The following is a 15,848-nucleotide window of genomic DNA, read 5'->3' on the forward strand; positions in this document are numbered from 1 at the left end:
GGAAGAGGAATTTTATATCAAACTATGACAGGGTCGTTGCAACGGGCTACGGCCACATTGGCCCAGCCGTAGCGCTGTTCGATGGCATCGCGCAGGGCCTCGGCAGCCTCCGGCTCGCCATGGACGACCCGCACCTGGCCCGGCGCCCGGGAAAAGTGTCCGACCCAGTCCAGCAGCGCCTGCTGGTCCGCATGGGCGGAGAGGCCGCCGATGGTATGCACGTCCGCCCGCACCGGCACGATCTGGCCGAACAGGCGCACGGTCCGGGCCCCATCCACCAATCGACGCCCCAGGGTGCCAGCCGCCTGGAAGCCGGTAATCAGCACCGTGCTCTCGGGACGGGGCAGGTTGTAGGCCAGGTGGTGCTTGATGCGTCCCGCATCGCACATGCCGCTGGCGGAGATGATCACGGCGCCTTCCCGGATGTCGTTGAGGGCCATGGACTCTTCCACGTCGGCGGTGAAATGCACCCGCACCGCCTGGGGATTGGCTTCCTGCCAGGCCATCAGGTCCCGGGTTTCGTCGTCCCACAGATGGCGGTACTTGAGGGTGATGCGGGTGGCCGCATCGGCCATGGGGGAATCCACGTAAATCTTCAGGTGGGGCAGCCGCCCCTGCCGCACCAGACCGCCAAGGACATAGAGGATTTCCTGGGTCCGCCCCACGGCGAAGGCGGGGATGATGATGTTGCCGCGCTTCTCGCCGAACGTGTGCTCAAAGGCCCGGATCAACTCCGCCTCGGTATCCTCCAGGGGCCGGTGCACCCGGTTGCCGTAGGTCGATTCGATGCAGAGCAGGTCGGCCTCGGCGATGAACTCGGGGTCCCGCAGCACGGGGCGCCCCGGCTGCCCCAGGTCGCCCGAGAACACCAGCTTGCGCGGACCGTCGGCCGTGTCGATCTGCACCTCCAGAATGGCCGACCCCAAAATGTGACCCGCATCCCGGAAACGCACGCTGACACCGGATGCCGGATGCAGGGGGGTGTCGTAATCGACGGCACGCAGCAGCTTCAGGCACTCCTGGGCCTGGGTCACCGTATAGAGCGGCGGCTGCAGACCGCGCCCGCCGCGGCCGGAGCGGTGGCTGCGACGCAACTGCCACTCCGACTCCTTCTCCTGGATATGGGCCGAATCGAGCAGCAGCACCTGCAGCAGGTCGGTCGTGGCGGCGGTGGCGTAGATGGGGCCGCGATAGCCCAGCATGGCCAGGCGCGGCAGCAGTCCGGAATGGTCGATATGGGCGTGGGTCAGCAGGACGAAGTCCAGATGGCGCACGTCAAAAGCCAGCGCGCGCTGGTTCTTGCCGTAGGCATCGCCGCCCCCCTGGAACATGCCGCAATCCACCAGGAAGCGCAGCCCTTCCATTTCCACCAGGGTGCACGACCCGGTGACCTCACCGGCCGCACCATGCATGCTGACCTGAATCTTGCCCTGCAGCGACATCGATACACTCCTTGCGTTTATGCCATTCTCGCCCCAAGAGTGGCTAGGGTTTTGACTTCCGTCAAAACTGACTTAGGATGGGGCCTAGAGATTTTTTCCCATAGAGGAGCCCCTCACATGTTCAAGCACATCCTACTCCCTACCGACGGTTCCGAACTCTCCCGCGAGACGGCCAAGAAGGCGGTCTCCTTCGCCAAGGAATGCGGCGCCCGCATTACCGCCTTCTACGCCAAGCCCGAGTATCCCGTCACCTACTACGGTGAAGGTGCTCTGATCGATCCGACCACGCCGGAGAAATTTGCCGAACTGGCCGACAACCAGGCCAACGAATTCCTGGGTCAGGTGGAGCAACTCTGCCAGGCCAATGCCGTACCCTGCACCACGGTCGCCGTCACCAGCGACATTCCCTATGAGGCCATCATCGAGACGGCCGAAAAGTCCGCCTGCGACCTCATCTTCATGGCCTCCCATGGCCGCAAGGGCATCACCGGCCTGTTACTGGGCAGCGAGACCAACAAGGTCCTGACCCACTCCAAGGTGCCGGTGCTGGTGTATCGCTGATCCCGGATCAGTTGCCGCAAATGAAAAAGGCCTGGAAATTCCAGGCCTTTTGCTTTGACGGAGACCGGATTACTTCTGACCGGGCTTCTCGTTCATTTTCTTGCTGAAATAGACGCCGAAGTAGGCGCCCATCACCACCACAAAGCCGATGGTGAAGAGACTCAGCAGACCGATATCAGTGGAAAACAATTCCTTCCAAGCCATGGTGTTACCTCCCGTTATTAACGATTAGAAGAAGAAACCGGTGCGGTCACTTTCATAGACAGCGACTCTTGCTTTTCCATTGCCCACTCGGCGGACAGACGCCAGTTGCCGGATTCGTCCTCAAGACGCACCAGCCAGCGATTGCCGACGATGGGATTATTCAATTTGCCACTATAGGCGCCCTGACCATCGGATGCCAGGGTAATTTCCTGATCGAATCCGGCCTTGGCCGGGTGGGCCAGTTTCAGGCGCACATTCTCCGGCAGGGCCGCACCCTGGGTGCTCGTGAGCAGGACGCGGAAGCTGCCGTTGTTACCGGCGAAGACTTCCGCCTGGAGCCCCAATTCCTCGGCCCTGCGATCCCGCTGAATGACCTGGTTCACCTCCAGGCCCTGCTTGTAGTAATCGTCCGCCACCAGGCCGTCGTTGCTCTTGATGGCAAGCCAGACGGTGACGATGCCTGCCAGGATGACAGCGACAGGGCCGGCAGCCAGGATCCAGGGCCAGGGCTCGCGGTACCAGGGTTGTGCAGCAGTTCTCATAGGGGCTCGCTTGAAAAATCAGGGAAGCATGAAACTGGCCTTTTCACTGACGCGCACCTTGTCGTGATTCTGGGCCTGGATTTCAAAGAAAATATGGTTGGCACCCTTGGTACCGGACTCGGGCGGCACACGCACGGACACCAGGACCGACTCGGTGGTGGCGGCAGGCACCTCGACGATGCGCTCGCCGATGATCTCGGCCCCCGGCAGCCCGCTGACGCTGAGGGCATAGCGCCGCGGCGCTTCTTCGGTGTTCATGATGCGCAGAGTGTAGATGTTCTCGATGCGCCCGTCGTCGGCTTCCCGGGCCAGGGTCGCGCGGTCGCGGATGACGTCCACCTTGAGCGGAATGCGGGTACCGAGCCCCCAGGCTGTCGCCAGGATGATCATGCCGAGAATGGCAGAATAGAGCAGCACCCGGGGCCGCATCACATGGGCCACCATTTCCTTGGGCGTGTAGTGCTTGGCCAGGGCATTCTCCGTGGAGTAGCGGATCAGGCCCCGCGGATAGGACATCTTGTCCATCACCTCGTCGCAGGCGTCAATACAGGCGGAACAGCCGATGCACTCGTACTGCAGTCCGTTGCGGATATCGATACCGGTCGGACATACCTGAACGCAGATGCCACAATCGACGCAGTCGCCCTTGCCCTCGCTACGGGGGTCGATCCCTTTCTTGCGCGCGCCCCGCGGCTCACCCCGTTCCGGGTCATAGGTGATGATCAGGGTATCCGGATCGAACATGACCCCCTGGAAACGGGCATAGGGGCACATGTACTTGCACACCTGCTCCCGCAGGAAGCCGGCCTGCATGTAGGTGAAACCGGCGTAAAACAGGATCCAGAAGATTTCCCAGGGGCCGAAGCCGAAGGAAGGAATGGAGGCCACCAGCTCCTTGACGGGGGTGAAATAGCCCACCAGGGTAAAACCGGTCCACAGCGAAAGGATCAGCCACAGGGCATGCTTGGTGGTTTTCAGGCGCAGTTTGCGCCCATCCAGCGGCCCCTTGTCCAGCTTCATGCGGGCGGGCCGGTCACCTTCGACCTTGGCTTCTATCCAGAGAAACAGTTCGGTGTAGACGGTCTGGGGGCAGGCATAGCCGCAAAAGAGCCGCCCGGCCACCGCAGTAAACAGGAACAGGGCATAGGCGGAAATGATCAGCAGCAGCGCCAGGTAAAAGACATCCTGGGGCCAGAACACCATGCCGAAAATATAGAACTTGCGCTCGACCAGATGGAACAGGACCGCCTGGCGGCCATTCCAGTCGACCCAGCAGAGCCCGTAGAACAGGGCCTGGGTGAGGAACACCATCCCCCAACGCCAATTGTTGAAGAGGCCGGAGGCGGCCCGCACGTAGATCTTCTTGTGCTTTTCGTAGAGAGACCCATTCGCTTCCGGTACAGCTGAATTGCCGTTCTCGATCTGGCTCATTGCTTGCTCTTAACGTTTATCAGAATCGCAGTACCGGGTCATGCCCGCACTGCGATTTTGATACAGGTCACAGCTCATGCACGGTGAAAAAAAAGCGCGGCACAGAATCTCTGCACCGCGCTTCCTTTTGACTACAGCATTACTTCTTCTCGGCGCCGGACAGGCTCAGCACGTAGGCGGCCAAGATGTGCACCTTGCCTTCACCCAGGAAGTCCTTCCAAGCCGGCATGCGGTTGTTGCGGCCGTTCTTGATGGTCTCGGTGATGGTAGCCTCGGAGGAGCCGTACAGCCAGACCTTGTCGGTCAGGTTGGGGGCGCCCAGAGCCGGGGTGCCGGTAGCTTCCGGACCATGGCAGCCGGTGCAACCGACGGTACCGAAGGCTTCCTTGCCCTTGGCGGCCAGCACGGCATCGTGCGGCAGACCGGACAGGGAGCGGACGAAGTTGGCCAGGTTCTTGATGGTCTCGTCGCCCAGTTGAGCGTGAGGAGGCATCACACCGTTACGACCTTCCAGGATGGTGGTCTTGACGGTATCGGCCTCACCGCCCCACTGCCAGTCGGCATCGGCCAGGTTAGGGAAGCCCTTGGAACCGCGGGCATCAGAACCGTGACACTGGGAGCAGTAGGTCAGGAACAGGCGCTTGCCCATTTCGTTGGCTTCCTTGTCGGCAGCAACAGCCTTCAGATCCATCTTCAGGTACTTGTCGTAGATGGGACCGTAGGTGTCGTCAGCCTTCTTCACTTCAGCCTTGTACTGGCCAACGGAAGACCAACCCAGCACGCCCTGGAACTTGCCCAGGCCGGGATACAGGGCCAGATACACCAGAGCGAAGACGATGGTGATGTAGAACATCCACTTCCACCAGGCAGGCAGAGGGTTGTTGTACTCAGCCAGAGTCTCGTCCCACACGTGCCCGGTGGTATCCGTGGAGCCCTTGTGGACGCTCTGAAATTTCAAGAAAATGCCGCAGCCGATGATAGACACCAGCGAGATTACGACGACGTACAAGTTCCAAAACTCGCTAACGAAATCGCTCATGATGTTTTCCTCTCTTCTTTGCGGGAGAGATCGGTGATCACTTCCGCATCGTCATCTGCGAAGGGCAAGTTGGCCGCTTCGTCAAAGCCCTTGCGGGCCCCCTTGCCATAAGCCCACCAGACGATGCCGACGAACGACATAAATGCCAGCACCGTCACGATGGAACGCAGATCGTTGATGTCCATACCTTACTTGGTGTTCTTCAGGGCAGTGCCCATGCCTTGGAGGTAGGCGATCAGAACGTCGAGCTCGGTCTTGTCGCCAATCTCGGCCTTGGCACCGGCAATCTCCGCGTCGGTGTAAGGAACACCGACCTTGCGCAGAGCCCGCATCTTGGCCTCGATGTCGGCACCCACGCTGTCCTTGGCCTTGCTCTTGGCCAGGAAGGGGTAAGCCGGCATGTTGGACTCAGGAACGACATCGCGAGGATTGTTCAGGTGAGCAACGTGCCACTCGTTGGAGTAACGCTCGCCAACACGGGCCAGATCGGGACCGGTACGCTTGGAACCCCACTGGAACGGGTGGTCATAAACGAACTCACCAGCAACAGAGTAGTGACCATAGCGCTCGGTCTCGGCCCGGAACGGACGGACCATCTGGGAGTGGCAGTTGTAGCAGCCTTCCCGGATATACACATCGCGGCCAGCCAGGCGGACAGGATCGTAAGGCTTCACGCCTTCAACCGCCTGGGTCGTGGACTTCTGGAAGAAGAGCGGAACGATTTCCAGAGCGCCACCGAAACTGATCACGATGACGGTCAGAACGATCAGCCAACCAGCGTTCTTTTCGATTTGTTCATGCGTAAGCATTTGTAGCGTTCTCCCTGATTAAGCGTGATGAGCGGCAGGGGCCATGATGCGCTCGTCGGCGCCTTGGCTCTGACCGATGGTCTTCAGCACGTTGTAGAACATGATCAGCATACCGCCCAGGAACAGAACACCACCAACCAGACGGATGGTCCAGAACGGGTAGGAGCCCTTCACCGCTTCGACGAAGCTGTAGGTCAGGGTGCCATCAGGGTTGAAGGCGCGCCACATCAGGCCTTGCATCACACCGGCGATCCACATGGAAGCGATGTACAGCACCACGCCGATGGTAGCGATCCAGAAGTGCACGGTGACCAGCTTGACGCTGTACATCTGCTTGGCGCCGAACAGGCGGGGGATCAGGTAGTACAGGGAGCCAACGGAAACCATCGCCACCCAGCCCAGAGCACCAGCATGCACGTGACCAACGGTCCAGTCAGTGTAGTGGGACAGGGCATTCACGGACTTCACGGACATCATCGGACCTTCGAAGGTCGACATACCGTAGAAAGACAGGGAAGTGATCAGGAACTTCAGGATGGGATCGTCACGCAGCTTATGCCAGGCGCCGGACAGGGTCATGATGCCGTTGATCATACCGCCCCAGGAGGGAGCCAGCAGGATCAAGGAGAACAGCATGCCGATGGACTGGGTCCAGTCGGGCAGGGCGGTGTAGTGCAGATGGTGAGGACCTGCCCACATGTAGGTGAAGATCAGGGCCCAGAAGTGCACCACGGACAGGCGATAGGAGTAAACCGGACGCTCAGCCTGCTTCGGCACGAAGTAGTACATCATGCCCAGGAAGCCGGCGGTCAGGAAGAAGCCCACCGCATTGTGGCCGTACCACCACTGCACCATGGCATCCTGCACGCCGGCGTAGGCGGAGTAGGACTTCAGCATGGAGACCGGGATTTCGGCGCTGTTCACCAGGTGCAGCAGAGCCACAGCCAGGATCATGCCGCCGTAGAACCAGTTGGCAACGTAGATGTGGCTAACCTTGCGCTTGATCAGGGTACCGAAGAACACCAGGGCGTAGGCAACCCACACCAGGGTGATCAGGATATCGATCGGCCATTCCAGTTCGGCATATTCCTTGCCGGTGGTGATACCCAGGGGCAGGCTAACAGCAGCCAGCAGGATGACGATCTGCCAGCCCCAGAACGTAAAGGCAGCCAGTCCGTCGGAGAACAGACGAGTGTGGCAGGTACGCTGCGCCACCCAGTAGGAGGTTGCAAACAGCGCACAACCGCCAAAAGCAAAAATCACTGCATTGGTATGCAGCGGACGAAGACGACCATAGGTCAACCAGGGCCCGAAATTGAGCTCCGGCCAGACCAGCTGGGCGGCAATGATGACACCGACAAGCATGCCAACAATGCCCCAGACTACGGTCATGATGGCAAATTGCCGTACTACCTTATAGTTGTATGTGGATTGCGTTTCCGACATGGACCCACCTCTCGACTAGGAAAAGATAATCTTCATGCCACCTCCCTATGAACCCTTGGGCAGCATCGCAGGGATGCTATTGTAGCGGAGCCCCGCGCCTTTTGACATAGATCAAGCCGTCTCGCACAAAGTCAAAAAGGCGGCGGACCACATCAAAAAAATGGGCAAAAAAAAGGGTGCGTTACAAACGCACCCCAACCCCAACAGAGAAACAAACTTGGCGAAGCCCCCAACAAAATGAGGGACTTCCAAAACGAGAAGGATTCTCTCTGATGCCCCGTTTGGGATTGTTGACCCAGATCAAACCAGGGTTATTTCTCCCCCGCCCCCTCCTCCGCCCCCTTGGCAGTCGCAGCCCCATCCCGCTTCCCGGGCAGTTCGTCGTCCATCAGGATGCGGTAGGCGGGCCCCTCCAGATCGTCGAACTGGCCGTTGCGCACCGACCACCAGAAGGCGACGCCAATGGCGAAGACCAGAACGACCGAGAGGGGAATCAGCAGATACAGGCTTTCCATGGACGAAACTCCGCTAAAGGGGGCGTTGCAGCCGCAGGGAATTGAGCACTACCAGCAGGGAACTGCCGGACATGCCGATGCCGGCCATCCAGGGCGTGATGAAACCGAACATGGCCAGAGGCAGGGCGATGAAATTATAGGCAAAGGACCATACCAGGTTCTGCCGGATGATGCGTAGCGCCTTGCCGGAAAGGGCAATGCCGCGCCGCAGATGATCCAGGTTCTCCGACAGCAGGATCAGGTCGGCCTGGGTCCGCGCCAGCTGGGCGCCGCCGCCCATGGCCACGGACACCTGGGCCTGGGCCAGGACCGGGGCGTCGTTAACCCCATCCCCCACCATGGCCACCACGGCGCCGGCCTCCTGCAGGCGGGAGACAAAATCGTGCTTGCCCTGGGGCGAGACACCGCCATGGACGTCCTGGATGCCGAGCAGGGCGGCCACCCGGGCCGCCGCCTCCGGGGCATCGCCGGAAAGCAGCACCACCTGGCGCCCCGAGGCCAGCAGATCGGCCACCAGGGCCGGCGCCTCGGCCCGGATCTCGTCCCCCAGGGCGAACAGGGCAATCCAGCCGCTCGCCGCCCCCAGGGCAATCACCGTATCGCCCCGGGCGGCAAAGCCCCGGGCAGAGTCAGGCAGGGCAGCCCCCACCAGTTCGGCGACGAAGTCGGGACGGCCGATACGGTATTCGACACCGCCCAGCACCCCGGAAATGCCGCTCCCCGGAATACTGGTGACGACTTCGGTGCCATGGGGCCAGGCGGCCAGCTGCGCCGCCTTGCTGCGGAATACCTGGGCGATGGGATGCTCGGAAGCCCCTTCCAGCGCTCCCGCCAGCCGCAAACCGTCCTCGGCACCGACAGTCCCTAGCGGCAGGACCTCCAGCAGGCGCATGCGGCCCGAGGTCAGGGTACCGGTCTTGTCGAAGACGACATGGGTGGAGCGGGCCAGGGTTTCGATGGCATGACCCCGGGTCACCAGCAGCCCTTCCCGGGCCAGCACACCGCTGGCCACCGTAAGGGCGATCGGGGTGGCCAGGGAGAGGGCGCAGGGGCAGGTCACCACCAGCACGGAAACGGTGATCCACAGGGCCCGGGCCGGATCGATGAACCACCAGGCCAGGGCGACGGCCGCCGCCACCAGCAGCAGGGCGGCGACAAAACGGCTGGCGATGCGATCAGCCATCTCGACGATCCGCGGCTTTTCCATGGCCGCCCGTTCCATCAGGCGCACGATGGCGGAGAGCCGGGTGCCCTCCCCTACCTGTTCGACCCGCACCACCAGGGGGCTTTCCACATTGATGGCGCCGCCGGTGACTGTATCTCCGACCCGCTTGGACACCGGCAGGCTCTCACCGGTGAGGAGCGATTCATTGACCGAACTCGTCCCTTCCAGCACCCGCCCGTCGGAGGGAATGGTGCCGCCGGGACGCACCAGGACGACATCCCCCGCCCGCAGGTCGGCCACCACCACTTTGCCCGGCGTGCGGTCCTGGGGATAGGCGACGAGGCGCTCGGCAAAGGCCGGCAGCAGCTTGGCCAGGGCTTCGGTGACGCCGACGGCACGCTGGCGCGCATTCATTTCCAGGAATCGCCCGCCCAGCAGGAAAAACACGAACATGGTCACCGAGTCGAAATAGACCTCGCCGTCGGCGACGAAAGTGGCCCAGATGCTGGCGGCGAAGGCCGAACCGACGCCCAGGGCCACCGGCACGTCCATGCCGACCCGGCGGAACTTGAGGTCGCGCCAGGCATTGCGGAAGAAGGGGGCTGCCGAATAGAAGACCACCGGCAGGGTCAGCAACAGACTGGCCCAGCGCATCAGGGATTCGATATCCGCCGTCATGTCCCCTTCCGCCATATAGACGGGGATGGCGTACATCATCACCTGCATCATGCCGAAACCGGCCACCCAGACGCGCCACAGGGCGTCCCGGCGTTCCTTGCGGGCCAGCTCCTCGGTCCGGGCCGGATCATAGGGGTAGGCCCGGTAGCCGATGGCCGAGATGGCCGCCAGGATGTCGGAAAGCTTGATCTTGCTCTCGTCCCAGCGCACCCGGGCGCGGCGCGTGGTGTAGTTGATATCCACCCCGGCAACCCCGGGCAGATGGGAGATGTGCTGTTCGTTGAGCCAGATGCAGGCGGCGCAGGTAATGCCTTCCAGGATCAGGGAGGCTTCCCGCTCGTTCTCGCCCAGGGCGCGCACGAAACTTTTCTGGAAATCGGCGTGGTCAAAGAGGCGCAGGTTGTCCAGCACCTCGGGCAGGGCTTCCCGCTTCGATTCGGGCAGGGCATCCCGGTTGCGGTAGTAGTCGTCCAGGCCGTTGTCCACGATGGCCTGGGCCACCGCCTGGCAACCGATACAACACATGGCACGGGGAGATTCGGAGACCCGGACCGTCAGATCGACGTCATCCGGAACGGGCTGACCACAGTGGTAACAGGCGCCTTTGCTCATGGCTCGCAAATAAGAAAGGCGCGAGCATTGCCCGCGCCTTTGGGTGGGACTGACAGGCCCGCAGTATAAGTTATTTCGCCGCCATGCGAATGGCGCCGTCCAGACGGATCACTTCGCCATTGAGGTAGGAGTTCTCCACGATGTGGCGCACCAGGGCAGCGTATTCGGCCGGTTTGCCCATGCGGGAGGGGAACGGCACCATCTTGCCCAGGGAGTCCTGCACTTCCTGGGGCATGCCCATGAGCATGGGGGTTTCCATGATGCCCGGGGCGATGGTCATGACGCGGATGCCGCTGCGGGCCAGTTCCCGGGCGATGGGCAGGGTCATGGCCACGACGCCGCCCTTGGAGGCGGCATAGGCAGCCTGGCCCAGCTGGCCGTCGAAGGCGGCCACGGAGGCGGTACTGACGATGACGCCGCGCTCGCCCTGAGCATTGGGTTCGCCCTTGGCCATGACTTCGGTGGCCAGGCGGATCATGTTGAAGGAGCCCACCAGGTTGATGTTGATGACCTTGGCAAAGCTCTCCAGGCGATGGGGACCTTCCTTGCCCAGCACCTTCTCCGCCGGCGCCACGCCGGCGCAGTTCACCAGGCCATTGAGCTTGCCGAAGGTGGAGACGGCCAGTTCGACGGCCGCCTTGGCGCTGGCTTCATTGGTCACGTCGGTTTCGGCGAAGCGGGCATTGGCGCCCAGTTCCGCCGCCAGGGCCTCGCCGGCTGCCTTGTTCACGTCGGCCAGGACCACCTTGCCGCCGCCGGCCACGATCATGCGGGCCGTCGCGGCACCCAGGCCGGAACCACCGCCGGTAACAACGAATACGCTCTCTTTGAGTTCCATATTGTGTTCTCCTCGTCCTCAAAATAATGACCGACGGATTCTATAGCATTTCCAGACGGTAGCGTATGGAAATGCCGACCCGCCCCGAGTCGCCAGGGCAGACGGAAACAAAAAAAAGGGCAGCTCCGGAGAGCTGCCCTTTTTCCTGGAATTGGTGCCGGAGATAGGAGTCGAACCTACGACCTTCGCATTACGAATGCGCTGCTCTACCAACTGAGCTACACCGGCAAAAAACCATCCGGATTGCACATCCGGGGCCGCGAAGTTTATCCGAGACCGCAGGGCAATACAACACCGCCAGCCGGCCCGCCAGGCAAAGCGACGCCCTGCCCCGGTTCTCCGCCGCCGCGGCGGCCGCCACAGCAATTCCCGCTGCAACTCCCTTTCCCCTGGCCGCCTGACACCGGGTATAGTTACCGGTTGGCCCCAACCGAGCTCAGAACACCCCATGGACGAAATAAAAATCCGCGGCGCACGGACCCATAACCTGAAAAACATCAGTCTGGACCTGCCCCGCGACAAGCTGATCGTGATCACCGGACTTTCCGGCTCAGGCAAGTCCTCCCTCGCCTTCGACACCCTCTACGCCGAGGGCCAGCGCCGCTATGTGGAATCCCTCTCGGCCTACGCCCGCCAGTTCCTGCAGCTGATGGAAAAGCCGGATGTGGACCTGATCGAGGGCCTGTCCCCGGCCATTTCCATCGAGCAGAAGGCCACCAGCCACAACCCCCGTTCCACCGTGGGCACGGTCACCGAAATCCACGATTACCTGCGTCTGCTCTACGCCCGCGCCGGCACCCCCTATTGCCCGGAACACGGAGAGCCCCTGGAGGCCCAGACCGTGTCCCAGATGGTGGACCACGTGCTGGCCCTGCCGGAAGAGACCAAGCTGATGATCCTGGCGCCGGTGGTGGCCAACCGCAAGGGCGAGCAGCTGGACCTGTTCACCGAGCTGCGGGCCCAGGGCTTCGTCCGCCTGCGGGTGGACGGCACCATCTACGAGATCGACAACCTGCCCAAGCTGGCCAAGAGCCAGAAGCACAACATCGACGTGGTGGTGGACCGCCTCAAGGTGCGGGAAGACATGCGCCAGCGCCTGGCCGAGTCCTTCGAGACCGCCCTGCGCCACGCCGACGGCCGGGCCATCGCCCTGGAGATGGAGAGCAACCAGGAGCACCTCTTCTCCGCCAAGTTCGCCTGCCCCATCTGCTCCTATGCCCTGCAGGAGCTGGAGCCGCGCCTGTTCTCCTTCAACAACCCCATGGGGGCCTGTCCCAAGTGCGACGGCCTGGGGGTGATCCAGTTCTTCGACCCGAAGCGGGTGGTGGCCCATCCCGACCTGTCCCTGGCGGCCGGCGCCATCCGGGGCTGGGACAAGCGCAACCAGTTCTACTTCCAGATGATCGGCTCCCTCGCCGAGTACTACGGCTTCAGCGTGGACACGCCCTTCAGCGAGCTGACCGACGAAGTGAAGCAGGTGCTGCTCTACGGCAGCGACAAGGACCTGGTGCCCTTCCAGTACATGAACGAGCGGGGCAAGCTGGTGCTCAAGGAACATGCCTTCGAGGGCATCATTCCCAACCTGGAGCGGCGCTACAAGGAGACCGATTCCCTGGCGGTGCGCGAGGAACTGGCCAAGTACATCAGCAACACCACCTGCCCCACCTGCGAAGGCACCCGCCTGCGCCAGGAGGCGCGCCACGTCAAGGTCGGCAGCAAGACCCTGCACGAGATCAGCCATCTGCCCCTGGCCGAGGCCCGGGACTACTTCGAGACCATCCAGCTCACCGGCCACAAGGCCCAGGTGGCGGAGAAGATCCTCAAGGAAATCACCTCCCGCCTGCAGTTCCTCATCAACGTGGGCCTGGACTACCTTTCCCTGGACCGCTCCGCCGAGACCCTTTCCGGTGGCGAAGCCCAGCGCATCCGCCTGGCCAGCCAGATCGGCTCCGGCCTCACCGGCGTCATGTATGTGCTGGACGAGCCCTCCATCGGCCTTCACCAGCGCGACAACGACCGTCTGCTGCAGACCCTGCGCCAGCTGCGGGACATCGGCAACACGGTGATCGTGGTGGAGCACGACGAGGACGCCATCCGCACCGCCGACTACGTGGTGGACATCGGCCCTGGCGCCGGGGTACACGGCGGCGCCATCGTCGCCGAGGGCACGCCCCAGCAGGTCACTGACAACCCGGCCTCCATGACCGGCGACTACCTCTCCGGGCGCAAGAAAATCGAGGTGCCGAAGAAGCGCCGCCAGGCCGACCCGGAGAAGAAGCTCCAGGTCATCGGCGCCAAGGGCAACAACCTGAAGGATGTTTCCCTGGAACTGCCGGTGGGCCTCATGACCTGCATCACCGGCGTTTCCGGCTCGGGCAAGTCCACCCTCATCAACGACACCCTGTACACCGCCGCCGCCAAGCACCTCTACGGCTCCACGGCGGAACCGGCGGAGCACGAGGAAATCATCGGCCTGGATCACTTCGACAAGGTGATCAACGTGGACCAGAGCCCCATCGGCCGCACGCCCCGTTCCAATCCGGCCACCTACACGGGCCTGCTCACCCCCATCCGGGAGCTGTTCGCCGGAGTGCCGGAAGCCCGCTCCCGGGGCTACGGCCCGGGCCGCTTCTCCTTCAACGTCAAGGGCGGCCGCTGCGAGGCCTGCCAGGGCGACGGCGTGATCAAGGTGGAAATGCACTTCCTGCCGGACATCTACGTGCCCTGCGACGTCTGCCACGGCAAGCGCTACAACCGGGAAACCCTGGAAGTGCACTACAAGGGCAAGTCCATCTACGACGTGCTGCAGATGACCGTGGAGCAGGCCCGGGAATTCTTCGACCCGGTGCCGGTGGTGGCCCGCAAGCTGCAGACCCTGGTGGATGTGGGCCTCTCCTACATCACCCTGGGCCAGAGCGCCACCACCCTCTCCGGCGGCGAGGCCCAGCGCGTCAAGCTGGCCCTGGAACTGTCCAAGCGGGACACCGGCCGCACCCTCTACATCCTGGACGAGCCCACCACGGGCCTGCACTTCGCCGACATCGAGATGCTGCTCAAGGTGCTGCATCGCCTGGCCGACCACGGCAACACCGTGGTGGTCATCGAGCATAACCTGGACGTGATCAAGACCGCCGACTGGCTGGTGGACCTGGGTCCCGAGGGCGGTGGCGGCGGCGGTCGCATCATCGCCGCCGGGGCGCCGGAAGCCGTGGTCAAGGTGGGCGAGAGCCACACCGGCCGTTTCCTCAAGCCCCTCCTGAGCCGCTGAGGAGAAGGCCGTGAGCACCTCTCCTTTCAAGGGCAAAACCGGCCTGGAACGGCTGTGGAACGCCATGGGCTATTCCCGGGACGGCTTCAAGGCGGCCTGGCAACACGAGGCGGCCTTCCGCGAGGAAGTGCTGCTGGCCCTGGTGGCCATTCCCCTGGGCCTGTGGCTGGGCAAGAGCGGCCTGGAAAAGGCAGCCCTGGTGGCCAGCATCCTCATGGTGCTGCTGGTGGAACTGATCAACTCCGCCGTGGAAGCGGTGGTGGACCGGGTCTCGCCGGAACGCCACGATCTCTCCAAACGGGCCAAGGACCTGGGCAGCGCCGCCGTTCTCATCGCCCTGGCCACCGCCGCCGCCGTCTGGGCCCTGGTGCTGTGGCCGTGAGGCCCTGACCAGCACCGGCGGCTGCCGCCACAACGACAAAGGGCCGTTTCCGGCCCTTTGTGCTTTTCGGGGGACCATGGCCGGGAAGGCGCATGGATATTGCCGCCTGGCGATGCCAGGCCCGAAACCGGCGTCCTTTCTGCCCCTCAGGCCACCCGCTCCTGGCCACCCCGGCCCGGACGCAATCCCAGATCGGCTCCCAGCACGGCGGCCAGGGCCAGGCTGAGGGCCCAGGCGAACCAGGCCGACCACAGCACGTGGGAAAGGAAGTGGGCCCCCTGGAACAGGCGCACCACGCCGAGGCCGGCGCCCAAAGCCAGGCCCAGGCCCAAGGCTAGGCGGGACCAGGTGCGACCTGCCGGACGCAGGGCCACGCCCCACACCAGCCAGAGAAAGCCGGCCGCCGCATGGCCGGCCGGGAAACAGGCACCGGCCTTGATGCCTGTCGGCCCTGGCACCAGCAAGCCAAGATAGGGCGCATAACCGCCAAACTCCAGTACATCCCAGGGACAGTGGCGGTTGGTCAGGCTCTTCAGCAGGGAAACGCCGATGGGGATCAGCACCATGCCCAGGGCCGCCAGCAGCGCATTGCGCCGGGGCAGCCAGTCCAGCTCGCCCTTCCAGCCGAGCCAGCAGGGCACCAGGGCGATGCACACCAGGGCGTAGGAGGCGTACTTCATGCCGTGGTGCAGCACCCGCTCGAACAGCCAGTGGTGGTGCATGGGAAAATCCCCCAGGGCCGGGTCGTAGAGCCGCTGACTCAGGGCCAGGTCCAGGCCCGTGTTCTCGAATACCGCCAGCAGCAGCACCGCCAGCAGAACCAGCAGCAGGGCCTGGGCCAATAGCCAGCGGCGTCCGGCGTGGCGTTCCAGGACGCCGGCCAGGGGCAGGGGCAAGGAGGTGGCGTTGTCCATGG

The 15,848-nt window shown here is 63.1% G+C and carries 15 protein-coding genes and 1 tRNA gene; 3 read left to right on the forward strand and 13 right to left on the reverse strand.

Annotation, left to right across the window (positions count from 1 at the left end):
* Positions 1-17: 17 nt before the first annotated feature.
* On the reverse strand, positions 18-1,442 hold the full coding sequence (locus tag OEL49_RS06560) for an MBL fold metallo-hydrolase RNA specificity domain-containing protein (RefSeq protein WP_014236721.1): 1,425 nt from the start codon (positions 1,440-1,442) through the stop codon (positions 18-20).
* A 117-nt stretch (positions 1,443-1,559) separates the two neighbouring features.
* On the opposite strand from OEL49_RS06560, the gene OEL49_RS06565 reads away from it, so the two are divergent.
* Positions 1,560-2,003, forward strand: coding sequence for a universal stress protein (locus OEL49_RS06565; RefSeq protein WP_014236720.1), 444 nt, complete (start codon positions 1,560-1,562; stop codon positions 2,001-2,003).
* Positions 2,004-2,072: 69 nt separating this feature from the next.
* On the opposite strand, the gene OEL49_RS06570 is transcribed toward OEL49_RS06565, so the two are convergent.
* The 11 genes from OEL49_RS06570 to OEL49_RS06620 all read right to left on the reverse strand — a co-directional run bounded on the left by OEL49_RS06570 (position 2,073) and on the right by OEL49_RS06620 (position 11,510).
* Positions 2,073-2,207 carry a DUF3149 domain-containing protein gene (locus OEL49_RS06570; RefSeq protein ID WP_014236719.1) on the reverse strand — a complete coding sequence of 45 codons (135 nt, stop codon included), beginning with the start codon at positions 2,205-2,207 and terminating at the stop codon, positions 2,073-2,075.
* 17 nt (positions 2,208-2,224) lie between these two features.
* Positions 2,225-2,749, reverse strand: a complete 525-nt coding sequence (locus OEL49_RS06575; protein ID WP_014236718.1) for a FixH family protein — start codon at positions 2,747-2,749, stop codon at positions 2,225-2,227.
* Positions 2,750-2,767: 18 nt separating this feature from the next.
* The gene (gene ccoG / locus OEL49_RS06580; RefSeq protein ID WP_014236717.1) at positions 2,768-4,180 is read right to left on the reverse strand and encodes a cytochrome c oxidase accessory protein CcoG; all 1,413 of its coding nucleotides are present in this window, start codon (positions 4,178-4,180) and stop codon (positions 2,768-2,770) included.
* Positions 4,181-4,319: 139 nt separating this feature from the next.
* Entirely contained in the window at positions 4,320-5,219 is a 900-nt protein-coding gene (ccoP, locus tag OEL49_RS06585) for a cytochrome-c oxidase, cbb3-type subunit III (RefSeq protein WP_014236716.1), read from the reverse strand.
* Positions 5,216-5,404, reverse strand: coding sequence for a CcoQ/FixQ family Cbb3-type cytochrome c oxidase assembly chaperone (locus tag OEL49_RS06590; RefSeq protein ID WP_014236715.1), 189 nt, complete (start codon positions 5,402-5,404; stop codon positions 5,216-5,218). Before OEL49_RS06590 ends, ccoP begins: the two co-directional genes overlap by 4 nt.
* A gap of 3 nt (positions 5,405-5,407) precedes the next feature.
* Positions 5,408-6,028, reverse strand: coding sequence for a cytochrome-c oxidase, cbb3-type subunit II (gene ccoO, locus OEL49_RS06595; RefSeq protein ID WP_014236714.1), 621 nt, complete (start codon positions 6,026-6,028; stop codon positions 5,408-5,410).
* An 18-nt stretch (positions 6,029-6,046) separates the two neighbouring features.
* The gene (gene ccoN, locus OEL49_RS06600) at positions 6,047-7,474 is read right to left on the reverse strand and encodes a cytochrome-c oxidase, cbb3-type subunit I (RefSeq protein WP_014236713.1); all 1,428 of its coding nucleotides are present in this window, start codon (positions 7,472-7,474) and stop codon (positions 6,047-6,049) included.
* Between the two features lie 311 nt (positions 7,475-7,785).
* Positions 7,786-7,989, reverse strand: coding sequence for a cbb3-type cytochrome oxidase assembly protein CcoS (ccoS, locus tag OEL49_RS06605; RefSeq protein WP_014236712.1), 204 nt, complete (start codon positions 7,987-7,989; stop codon positions 7,786-7,788).
* A gap of 13 nt (positions 7,990-8,002) precedes the next feature.
* Entirely contained in the window at positions 8,003-10,444 is a 2,442-nt protein-coding gene (locus OEL49_RS06610; protein WP_014236711.1) for a heavy metal translocating P-type ATPase, read from the reverse strand.
* Positions 10,445-10,514: 70 nt separating this feature from the next.
* The gene (locus tag OEL49_RS06615) at positions 10,515-11,282 is read right to left on the reverse strand and encodes a 3-hydroxyacyl-CoA dehydrogenase (protein ID WP_014236710.1); all 768 of its coding nucleotides are present in this window, start codon (positions 11,280-11,282) and stop codon (positions 10,515-10,517) included.
* A gap of 152 nt (positions 11,283-11,434) precedes the next feature.
* Positions 11,435-11,510, reverse strand: a tRNA-Thr gene (locus tag OEL49_RS06620).
* Positions 11,511-11,730: 220 nt separating this feature from the next.
* On the opposite strand from OEL49_RS06620, the gene uvrA reads away from it, so the two are divergent.
* Together uvrA and OEL49_RS06630 are read left to right on the forward strand one after the other, a co-directional pair.
* Entirely contained in the window at positions 11,731-14,550 is a 2,820-nt protein-coding gene (gene uvrA, locus OEL49_RS06625) for an excinuclease ABC subunit UvrA (RefSeq protein ID WP_014236709.1), read from the forward strand.
* A gap of 64 nt (positions 14,551-14,614) precedes the next feature.
* Entirely contained in the window at positions 14,615-14,932 is a 318-nt protein-coding gene (locus tag OEL49_RS06630) for a diacylglycerol kinase (protein WP_050804357.1), read from the forward strand.
* A gap of 146 nt (positions 14,933-15,078) precedes the next feature.
* Here OEL49_RS06630 and OEL49_RS06635 read toward each other — a convergent pair whose 3' ends face one another.
* The gene (locus tag OEL49_RS06635) at positions 15,079-15,846 is read right to left on the reverse strand and encodes a phosphatase PAP2 family protein (RefSeq protein ID WP_287874244.1); all 768 of its coding nucleotides are present in this window, start codon (positions 15,844-15,846) and stop codon (positions 15,079-15,081) included.
* Between the last annotated feature and the right edge of the window lie 2 nt (positions 15,847-15,848).

The sequence above is a fragment of the Azospira sp. genome, assembly GCF_030247495.1.
Lineage (GTDB): Bacteria > Pseudomonadota > Gammaproteobacteria > Burkholderiales > Rhodocyclaceae > Azospira > Azospira oryzae.

Coding starts and splice junctions, on each gene's coding strand:
- OEL49_RS06560 (WP_014236721.1), bottom strand. CDS start 1,442: ATGTCGCTGCAGGGCAAGATTCAGGTCAGCATGCATGGTGCGGCCGGT.
- OEL49_RS06565 (WP_014236720.1), top strand. CDS start 1,560: ATGTTCAAGCACATCCTACTCCCTACCGACGGTTCCGAACTCTCCCGC.
- OEL49_RS06570 (WP_014236719.1), bottom strand. CDS start 2,207: ATGGCTTGGAAGGAATTGTTTTCCACTGATATCGGTCTGCTGAGTCTC.
- OEL49_RS06575 (WP_014236718.1), bottom strand. CDS start 2,749: ATGAGAACTGCTGCACAACCCTGGTACCGCGAGCCCTGGCCCTGGATC.
- ccoG (WP_014236717.1), bottom strand. CDS start 4,180: ATGAGCCAGATCGAGAACGGCAATTCAGCTGTACCGGAAGCGAATGGG.
- ccoP (WP_014236716.1), bottom strand. CDS start 5,219: ATGAGCGATTTCGTTAGCGAGTTTTGGAACTTGTACGTCGTCGTAATC.
- OEL49_RS06590 (WP_014236715.1), bottom strand. CDS start 5,404: ATGGACATCAACGATCTGCGTTCCATCGTGACGGTGCTGGCATTTATG.
- ccoO (WP_014236714.1), bottom strand. CDS start 6,028: ATGCTTACGCATGAACAAATCGAAAAGAACGCTGGTTGGCTGATCGTT.
- ccoN (WP_014236713.1), bottom strand. CDS start 7,474: ATGTCGGAAACGCAATCCACATACAACTATAAGGTAGTACGGCAATTT.
- ccoS (WP_014236712.1), bottom strand. CDS start 7,989: ATGGAAAGCCTGTATCTGCTGATTCCCCTCTCGGTCGTTCTGGTCTTC.
- OEL49_RS06610 (WP_014236711.1), bottom strand. CDS start 10,444: ATGAGCAAAGGCGCCTGTTACCACTGTGGTCAGCCCGTTCCGGATGAC.
- OEL49_RS06615 (WP_014236710.1), bottom strand. CDS start 11,282: ATGGAACTCAAAGAGAGCGTATTCGTTGTTACCGGCGGTGGTTCCGGC.
- uvrA (WP_014236709.1), top strand. CDS start 11,731: ATGGACGAAATAAAAATCCGCGGCGCACGGACCCATAACCTGAAAAAC.
- OEL49_RS06630 (WP_050804357.1), top strand. CDS start 14,615: ATGGGCTATTCCCGGGACGGCTTCAAGGCGGCCTGGCAACACGAGGCG.
- OEL49_RS06635 (WP_287874244.1), bottom strand. CDS start 15,846: ATGGACAACGCCACCTCCTTGCCCCTGCCCCTGGCCGGCGTCCTGGAA.